The sequence below is a fragment of the Klebsiella sp. BIGb0138 genome, assembly GCF_004342285.1.
Lineage (GTDB): Bacteria > Pseudomonadota > Gammaproteobacteria > Enterobacterales > Enterobacteriaceae > Klebsiella.
In genome coordinates, this window is sequence record NZ_SMCV01000006.1 from 319115 (window position 1) to 327384 (window position 8270).

Here is an 8270-nt window from a genome sequence, read left to right on the forward strand (position 1 = left end):
CACGTCCCGGTCTCCAGGGGCAGGCCGCCCCCTGAAGCGTTCAGAAGGTGACGGGGGTATTCACCCAAAGCACTTTGGCGACCACAGTGCCGACGTTACGATAGCCATGAGGGACCTGGCTTGGGAAATAAAAGGAATCGCCCTGCTCCAGTCGCCATACATCGTCACCGAGGCGCAACTCCAGCTCTCCCTCCAGCACATAGCCCATCTCTTCGCCGTGGTGCTCAATAAGGCCATCGCTGGCGACTCCGGGTTCGATAATATGAATATTGCCCTGCAGCAACCCGCCCTTGTGGTGCCAGGTCAGGTTCTCCAGCTCAATTCCCCCTTTTTTATTGCGTTGCAGAAAGCGTTTACGGTGACGCTGCGTCGGTTTGAGTACCGGAACGTCGGCCACCCAGTCTTCCGCCATCAGATCGGCAATACTGGTATCCAGCGCTTTGGCCAGCCGGTGGAGCATCGCCAGGGAGGGGCTGGCCGCTTCATTTTCCAGTTTTGAGAGCAAACTTTCCGAACAACCCACCTTCTGCGCCAGCTGTTTAAGCGTCATTTCCTGTACCAGCCTGGCATGACGCAATCGCATTCCCAGGCGCGTACCTGAAGATTTTAGGTCTGTATTTTTTTTCATGGATAAGGTTCATTAAGGCCAGCAACAGGCCCGCGACCGGCGGGCCCGAATATTATCAATCACGCCATTACGACAAATTGAATCTCTTTCGGCGAACAACCGTTGATCGGCACAATGTCCTGCGGACACGCGGACATCACCACCACACAGTCCAGCTCAGCGCGAATCTCTACATAATCACCTGCTTTGCTTACCGTGGGCAACCAGGAAATGGTGTAGTCAGGATTTACCGGCGTGTTCATCCACAGATTCAGCGGCTGTGGAACTTCGCGAGCGCGTAGCCCAATCGCCTTCAGCGCCATACGCATGTTATCCGCGCAACTGTCGTGGTACTCGTTAATCCCCATATTACTATAGCGATACAGGTCGCAGGCAGCGATCAGCGTATCGTGCACGCCAGGCGAGGTATCGGTCAGCAACGTTGCAATAGCCCGACGATGGTTGGTCGCCAGCACATCTCCCGGCTGCGGAATAATTTTGTCGATAAACGCGCGGGTATGCTCCATCGAGGCGAACTCGCTAAGATCGGCGCGGTTAAAAAACCAGGTATCGCAAACCTGGCTTCCCGGGCTGTTAATGATGCGAATCAGCTGGCCCTTTTGCAGAAGTACGGCGCGGCCGCAGCGCGGCGGGATGGTGTAGAGCTCGTTAATCACCGGCGCGCCATCGGGTGAAATCGGTGTCGTTGCCGTTGGATTCACGCCCAGGGCATCGCCGTTGTCTGGTTCGCAGCAGGTTGGGAAGTGGGTGTTCGCAGTCATGGATAAACTCCTTCGATGGTACAGGAAAGCTCAGTCAGAGCGCAGGCTAAGGTACGAGCGCCAGCGGCCAACGAGCGCGGGTCAGTATATTCAGCCGGGTTATGGCTAATGCCTTGACGGCTGGGGACAAATAACATGCTGGTGGGACAGTGCTCCGCCAGATTCATCGCGTCATGAAACGCGCCGGATAGCAGCTCCATATGCGCAATATCCAGCGCATTGCCGGCGTTTTTCAAAACATGGTTCATGTGAGGATCAAAGGTGACCGGCGCTTTAGCTAATAGCGCGTCAACATTCACCCGTTCACAGACAAGCCCAGCCATCAACGTATCAAGTCGGGCCAGCGTTTCCCTTGCGGGATGGCGAAAATCCAGGGTAAAGCTTACGCAGGAAGGGATCGTGTTGATGGCGTTCGGGGTAATCTGCCAGCGACCGAAAGTGATGCGCAACTGTGTATCGTCGGCATCACACATTGCGTTTTCAATGCGTGCCGCTAGTTCCCGCGCCAGGATCATCGCATCCTGACGAAGTGTCATCGGCGTAGTTCCCGCATGCGCCGATATCCCCTGACAGGTCACCTGATACCAGCGCACGCCCTGGATACCTTGCACCACCGCCAGGGACAAATCACGCGCTTCCAGTACCGGCCCCTGTTCGATATGCAGCTCCACAAAGCCAGCCATCTCCCGATTTGGCCGTTGTGGAATGTCAGCGAAACGCTGCTGATGACGCGCTAACGCCTCGCGAAATGGCACGCCATCTTCGCCAACGGTCACGAGATAGCGAGCCAGCCGCGCGGGATCGACAAAAGCGCTGGATCCCATCGCGCCAGGCGCGAAACGGCTTCCCTCTTCGTTAGTCCAGATCACCACTTCGATCGGGCGTTCCGTCTCCACCTGCGCGTCATTCAACGCCTTCAGGCACGCCAGCCCGGCGATAACCCCATAGCAGCCGTCATAATTACCGCCGCAGGGCTGCGTATCGATATGACTGCCGGTACTCACCGGCGGCAGAGGCAAACGCCCGGCGCGCCGGAAAAACAGGTTTGCCGCCGCGTCGCGGTAGACCTCACAGCCAAGTTCACGCGCGAGAGCGATAAGCCAGGCGCGCGCCTCAAGTTCCACTTCGCTCAGCGCCTGGCGATCGACGCCGCCGTTGGCCAGTTTGCCAAACCCGGCAAGCTGCGCCAGCAGCTGATTGAGCCAGGACTCATCCAGATAACGGGCGGCCCGTAAACTGGCTTCCTTCATGCTAATTTCTCCAGCTCTTCCGTTTGTAATGGACGACGAAACAGCGGCGCGAGGAAACTGCGCAACCGTTCGCTCTGCGGCTGGGTAAACATCTGCCGCGGCGTCCCGCTCTCGATGATGCGGCCATCGGCCATAAACACCAGCCGCGAAGAAATATGCGCGGCAAAGGCCATTTCATGAGTCACCATCACCATGGTCATGCCCTGCCCGGCCAGAGCGCGGATGACGTCGAGAACCTCTTCAACGCGTTCCGGATCGAGGGCGGAGGTAGGCTCATCCAACAGCAGTAATTCCGGGTTGAGCGCCAGGGCGCGGGCAATCCCTACCCGCTGCTGCTGCCCGCCGGACAATCGTACCGGCCAGTCATCAGATTTTTGCGCCATGCCGACGCGGGCGAGCGCGGACATAGCCGCTTGCTTCGCCTCATGTCGGGGCATCTTTTTCCCCAACACCAATGGCGCGACGACGTTTTCCAGGACGGTCATATGCGGCCAGAGATTGAACTGCTGAAAGACCATCGCCAGAGGCTTGCGCACCTCCGCAATCAGACCAGGGCTGTCGACATGCGCCGGGCCTCGCTGCGGGCCGGAATAGCCGAGGAGCTGCCCTTTAATCAGCACCTCGCCGTGGTCATAGGCTTCGAGAAAGTTCATGCAGCGTAGCGCGGTCGTCTTCCCGGAACCCGAGGGACCGATCAGCGTCACAATCTCCCCGTGATGGACGCTCAGATTGATATCATTCAGGACCACGTGGTTGGCGAATGACTTGCCTACATGACGCATTTCAAGCACGGGTGCGGATGTATTGCTCACATTATTCTCCGGTTCTTAATACATAGCTCAGCGTTCTGACGCCCAGACTCACGCCCTGGGCGAGAAGCCAGTAGCTGATGATCAGCAGGGTGTACGGCAGAATGTAGCTATAGGTGTTGGCGACAATCTGACTCGTCGTCATGGTCAATTCTGGTACGGTAATGATCGAGGCGATGGCACTTTCTTTGATGGTCAGAATAAACTGGTTGCCGAGCAGCGGCAGCGCAAAGCGCACGGCCTGCGGCGTCTGGATATGCCAGAAGCAGCGTAGCGGGGAGATATTATTCGCTAGCGCGGCCTCTCTCTGTCCCGGTGGGATGCTGTTCCACGCCGCGCGAAATATTTCGCTAAAATAGGCCGCGCTATAGAGCATCAGAGACAGGATCGTGGCTTCGACGGCGCTGAGCATGACGCCGATCGAAGGCAGGCCGAAATAGATAACCGCCAGTTGCGCCAGGAACGGCGTACCGCGGATGATCCAGACATAGGTACGCCATAGACGAAAAGCCAGCCCGCTCTTGCGGCACAGGCCATTCATGGCAAACCCCAGGGCCATACCGCCGAACGCGGCGCACAAGCTGAGCCACAGGGTCACGCCTAGCGCCTGCAGATAATCAGGCAGATACTGCGCGAGTTCGCTCATCGTTGCTCCCTCTGCCAGTGCCGCTCCGCCTGGCGTCCCAGCAGGGCTAACAGGCTGGTTAGCAGCAAATATACCAACGCCACGGCCAGATACACCTGTAGCGGTTGATAGGTCGCGGACGCTAGTTGCTGCCCAACCCGCATCAGGTCGGTCAACGCAATCACCGACACCACCGCCGAAGCCTTCACCACGTCAATCAGTTCAGAGATCAATGACGGTAAGGTGGCGCGAACCACCTGCGGTACCTGAATGCGCCATAAAATTTGCCGCGGCGTGAGACCACAGATGGCCGCCGCTTCCATCTGGCCCGGAGCAAGGCTGGCAAACCCGCTTTGCAGGATCTGCGACTGATAGGCTGCCGTATTAAGGGTCAGCGCGAGAGCCGCCGCCAAAAAACCGGGAATATCCAGCCCGAGCCGGGAAGGCAGATAAAAGCAGAGTAAGAGCTGGACCAGCACCGGAGTGCCGCGAAACAGGCTGACCCATCCATGGGCCACATTGCGATATACCCGTAACGGACTTCTCGACAGGCGCCAGACGCCTATCCCCACGATAAATCCGGACGCCATCGCCGTCAGGCACAGCGTTGCCGTCGTTAATGCCCCTTCCAGCAACACCGGGAGCCAGCGGACAAAGCTTGTAATGAAATCCGTCATCATCAGCGGCTCACAGCGCCGGAGCAGGCATGTCGGTTGCTGGAATGGCCATAGTGAAACCGAACCATTTTTGCTGAAGCGCGTTCATCGTTCCGTCACGGTTGGCCTCGACGATCCCGTCGCTAATCAATTTCACCAGCGACGCGCTGTCGGCATCCTTGCGCCCTACCCAGCCGAAGTAGGTCTGTGGGCCAAGCATTTCCGGTAAAGTCGCGAACACGCCTGGCCGCGTTTTAATCAGTGGTCCGAGGTTGGAAAGCGATTGGGCTACGCCATCCAGACGATGAGAGGCGAGGTCAGCATAGGCTTCATCAAACGCGACATACTGTTTGATCTCTTTAATGCCCGGTTTGCCGTCCGCGCGCAGCGCCTCATCGAAGGACTGCAGAACCTGTAGCTGGCCCGATCCTGCCTGTGAGCCGACCACTTTACCGTTCAGGTCTGCCGGGGCATGGATGGTGCTATCATCCGCCCGTTTCAACAGAGCGACCGTCGATTCCGCCACCGGCGCAGTAAAGGCGAAATGCTCAACCCGCTGTTTGTTTACCGTCACTGCCGTAACCACAAAATCGAATTTCCCGGCATCCAGTCCCGGGAGAATGCCCTGAAAGGGAAGATCCAGCTGTTTAACCTTTACCCCAGGGAGCGACTTTTCGAAGATATGGTTCATCAGATCCACGTCGTAGCCGACGATTTTACCGTTATCGACATATTCAAACGGGGCATAGCGCGCTTCGGTGGCCACCGTTATCACCTTCGCTTCCTTAATGCGTTGCAAAAGATCGGCGCTAAAGGCGGCAGACGAAAAAACGCTGGCGGATATCAGCATCGCCCAACAGGCGGGTAGGCAAAAATGGCTCGGTTTCATGGGTTCGCTCTCTGAAAGTGGTTTGAACTTTAGTCAAGTAACTTGAACACAATGACAAAAGCATGAAATGTGCCAACCACTTCAAAGCGGCAAAAATAAAATCAACATATTGATAAATATAAAAATATATAAATTCAGGGTGTGAAGATAGATCGTGCTGGCGGGCGCTAAAAAATAGCGATGCACAAAATCAATGCCGCCGCTGCACGTTCGCAGTGCATAGCCGCACGGGATAGGATATTAACGTCTCTGTTTGTGTGGCGTGAGAAACGCCCGCTGGCACAGATAAAAAGAGGGGTTTTTAGGAGGAAACCATCGCGGCCTGCCCTGGCGAAAACTATGGGCTGTTGCGGTTCATAAAGCGGCGCAGCAACCAGGTAAAGCCCATCGCCATGCCGAACAAAATAAATAACAGCGCTACCCAACTCAGAGAGATACGCAACAACGTACTCAGTGTCATATAGGGCTGCAGATAGACGGTAAAGGAGCGTGCGGCGGAGCGGCCCATGAGATCAAGCGCGCTGTCGGTGAGCCAGACAAACAGTCTGCAAACCAGCCAGATGATTGCCGGCCAGCACAGCAAAACCAGAAAGGTAAAACGTTCCTGAATCCCCCTGATGAGCTGGCGTAATGGCGACCAGTTAAGCAGGTTTTTCATTCCTTCTCCTGCGGTTGTCGTCCATACGGATGATCCAGGCGACTGCACTCCAGGCAATTCTCCCTGATTCGCAATGTCATGCTTTTTAACTCTGATTCTTTTGCAGTTAAGATTTTGTTAAGGAAATTAAGGCATTTCCGCCAGAAAGTCCAGTAATCAGGGCCATTTATGCTAACCGCATCATGAAATAAACGAGCAGAATACCATTCTTTTTCTGGCCGTTTTATTACGCCGGGAAGCACTAATTCACCACCAGAATATTAAATAATAAATCTATAAAATATCCTGCTACGACAGCTGGATTTATTTTCCCGCCATAAAAATGCCCTACCGCCTGACATAAAACCCATTATCTGACGCTACGCCACTGATGCAATTGCAACAGCGGTGTTGCCCGCTGCTGCAATTGCCACAGCCTGTAAAAAAAATCGCTCCATAATAATATGATAAAACAAGGAATTACCTGGCACATCCTGCTGGAACGCTTATTGCTATATCTGCTTATATTCCTGAGCGGTCTGAATAATTATTAATTGAGAGAATTAAGGAATATGGATAATAACTGGCTATTATTTGCTAATAGTCGGACACGTTAATAGCCAGGTTGATCCTGCTTAATCGTCGAGAGGCTGTTCTATGTCAGACAATATCAATAAGCCCATTCAGTTCGCCTACTGGGTGCCGAACGTTTCCGGGGGGCTGGTCATTAGCCAGATCGAGCAGCGGACCCACTGGAGCGCGGAGTATAACCGCCAGCTTGCGCAGATTGCCGAGCAGGCGGGTTTTGATTATGCCCTGACGCAAATCCGTTTCACCGCCGGTTATGGCGCGGATAATCAACATGAGTCAGTCACCTTTTCACAGGATATTCTCAGCCACACGTCGAAATTAAAGGTGATAGCCGCTCTGCTGCCCGGTCCCTGGAATCCGGTGCTGGCGGCAAAGCAGATTGCGACCATCAGCCATTTGTACGGACCGCGCATTGCGGTCAATATCGTTAGCGGCTGGTTTCGCGGCGAGTTTAAGGCGATCGGCGAACCCTGGCTCGATCACGAAGAGCGCTATTTACGTTCCGAAGAGTTTATCCGCTGCCTGAGAGGGATCTGGAATGAGGAGCACTTCACCTTTGCCGGCGATTTTTATCGTTTCCGCGACTATTCGCTGAAGCCAAAACCGCTCGATCCGCAGCCGGAGATCTTTCAGGGTGGCAGTTCGCGTGCGGCCAGAGATATGGCCGCGAGGGTGTCGGACTGGTATTTTACTAACGGCAACACGCCGGACGGGGTGCGTAAGCAGACGGAAGATATCCGGACAAAAGCGCAGGTGAACCAGCGCCGGGTGAAGGTGGGACTGAATGGATTTGTTATCGCCCGGGAGAGCGAACGCGAAGCGCAGGCCGTTCTGCAGGAAATCATTGCCAAAGCCAATCCGGATGCAGTGAAAGGCTTCGCTCATGAGGTCAAAAATGCCGGACAGTCTTCTCCGGAAGGTGAAGGCAACTGGGCCGCATCGACTTTTGACGATCTGGTGCAGTATAACGATGGTTTTAAAACCAATCTTATCGGCACGCCGCAGCAAATCGCCGAACGGATCGTTGAATTAAAGCGGGCGGGTGTGGATTTAATGCTGCTCGCTTTTCTCCATTTTCACGAAGAGGTGGCATATTTTGGCCGCGAGGTCATCCCTCTGGTGCGCGAGCTGGAAAAGCAGAAAGCCACAGTTTATCAACCGTAGCCGGCTACTATCATAAACGCAAAAATCATAAACGCAAAAAGCCCATCCGCGAGGATGGGCTTCTTACTGATTTGATGCCTGGCAGTTTATGAATCACTCGGTGATCCACCCTTCGGGCCGTTGCTTCGCAACGTTCAAAAGCTTTCGCTTTTGTCCTACTCTCTTTCGAGTAGTGAACTGCCTCAAAGGTCAGTGCCATACTTCTGTATTTGATGCCTGGCAGTTCCCTACTCTCACATGGGGAGACCCCACACTACCAT

General features: G+C 55.0%; 9 protein-coding genes. 1 reads left to right on the forward strand and 8 read right to left on the reverse strand.

Translation table 11 applies throughout. From position 1 onward, the window contains the following. Positions 1-40: 40 nt before the first annotated feature. The 8 genes from EDF73_RS16005 to EDF73_RS16040 all read right to left on the reverse strand — a co-directional run bounded on the left by EDF73_RS16005 (position 41) and on the right by EDF73_RS16040 (position 6276). Complete coding sequence (locus EDF73_RS16005) at positions 41-583, reverse strand: XRE family transcriptional regulator (protein ID WP_243655221.1); 543 nt, start codon at positions 581-583, stop codon at positions 41-43. A gap of 104 nt (positions 584-687) precedes the next feature. After that, complete coding sequence (locus tag EDF73_RS16010) at positions 688-1389, reverse strand: urea carboxylase-associated family protein (RefSeq protein WP_165905729.1); 702 nt, start codon at positions 1387-1389, stop codon at positions 688-690. Then, on the reverse strand, positions 1386-2639 hold the full coding sequence (locus EDF73_RS16015) for a M20 family metallo-hydrolase (RefSeq protein WP_132730073.1): 1254 nt from the start codon (positions 2637-2639) through the stop codon (positions 1386-1388). The genes EDF73_RS16010 and EDF73_RS16015 overlap by 4 nt, the downstream gene beginning before the upstream one ends. Beyond that, complete coding sequence (locus EDF73_RS16020; protein ID WP_132730096.1) at positions 2636-3421, reverse strand: amino acid ABC transporter ATP-binding protein; 786 nt, start codon at positions 3419-3421, stop codon at positions 2636-2638. The genes EDF73_RS16015 and EDF73_RS16020 overlap by 4 nt, the downstream gene beginning before the upstream one ends. Before the next feature lie 31 nt (positions 3422-3452). Further along, a complete protein-coding gene (locus tag EDF73_RS16025) occupies positions 3453-4094 on the reverse strand; it encodes an amino acid ABC transporter permease (RefSeq protein ID WP_132730074.1) in 642 nt (213 codons plus the stop codon). Beyond that, positions 4091-4753, reverse strand: coding sequence for an ABC transporter permease subunit (locus EDF73_RS16030; protein ID WP_243655222.1), 663 nt, complete (start codon positions 4751-4753; stop codon positions 4091-4093). Before EDF73_RS16030 ends, EDF73_RS16025 begins: the two co-directional genes overlap by 4 nt. Positions 4754-4760: 7 nt before the next feature. Beyond that, positions 4761-5579, reverse strand: coding sequence for a transporter substrate-binding domain-containing protein (locus EDF73_RS16035; RefSeq protein WP_165905730.1), 819 nt, complete (start codon positions 5577-5579; stop codon positions 4761-4763). A gap of 376 nt (positions 5580-5955) precedes the next feature. After that, positions 5956-6276: a hypothetical protein gene (locus tag EDF73_RS16040; RefSeq protein WP_132730076.1), complete on the reverse strand. Its 321-nt coding sequence runs from the start codon at positions 6274-6276 to the stop codon at positions 5956-5958. A gap of 636 nt (positions 6277-6912) precedes the next feature. Here EDF73_RS16040 and sfnG point away from each other — a divergent pair. Beyond that, a complete protein-coding gene (gene sfnG, locus EDF73_RS16045) occupies positions 6913-8010 on the forward strand; it encodes a dimethylsulfone monooxygenase SfnG (protein WP_132730077.1) in 1098 nt (365 codons plus the stop codon). The last annotated feature ends 260 nt before the right edge of the window (positions 8011-8270 follow it).

What these genes read in the sequence shown, in the direction of transcription:
- EDF73_RS16020 (WP_132730096.1), bottom strand. Translation starts at nt 3,421, where the DNA reads ATGCGTCATGTAGGCAAGTCATTCGCCAACCACGTGGTCCTGAATGAT.
- EDF73_RS16040 (WP_132730076.1), bottom strand. Translation starts at nt 6,276, where the DNA reads ATGAAAAACCTGCTTAACTGGTCGCCATTACGCCAGCTCATCAGGGGG.
- EDF73_RS16010 (WP_165905729.1), bottom strand. Translation starts at nt 1,389, where the DNA reads ATGACTGCGAACACCCACTTCCCAACCTGCTGCGAACCAGACAACGGC.
- EDF73_RS16030 (WP_243655222.1), bottom strand. Translation starts at nt 4,753, where the DNA reads ATGATGACGGATTTCATTACAAGCTTTGTCCGCTGGCTCCCGGTGTTG.
- sfnG (WP_132730077.1), top strand. Translation starts at nt 6,913, where the DNA reads ATGTCAGACAATATCAATAAGCCCATTCAGTTCGCCTACTGGGTGCCG.
- EDF73_RS16035 (WP_165905730.1), bottom strand. Translation starts at nt 5,579, where the DNA reads ATGCTGATATCCGCCAGCGTTTTTTCGTCTGCCGCCTTTAGCGCCGAT.
- EDF73_RS16015 (WP_132730073.1), bottom strand. Translation starts at nt 2,639, where the DNA reads ATGAAGGAAGCCAGTTTACGGGCCGCCCGTTATCTGGATGAGTCCTGG.
- EDF73_RS16005 (WP_243655221.1), bottom strand. Translation starts at nt 583, where the DNA reads ATGCGATTGCGTCATGCCAGGCTGGTACAGGAAATGACGCTTAAACAG.
- EDF73_RS16025 (WP_132730074.1), bottom strand. Translation starts at nt 4,094, where the DNA reads ATGAGCGAACTCGCGCAGTATCTGCCTGATTATCTGCAGGCGCTAGGC.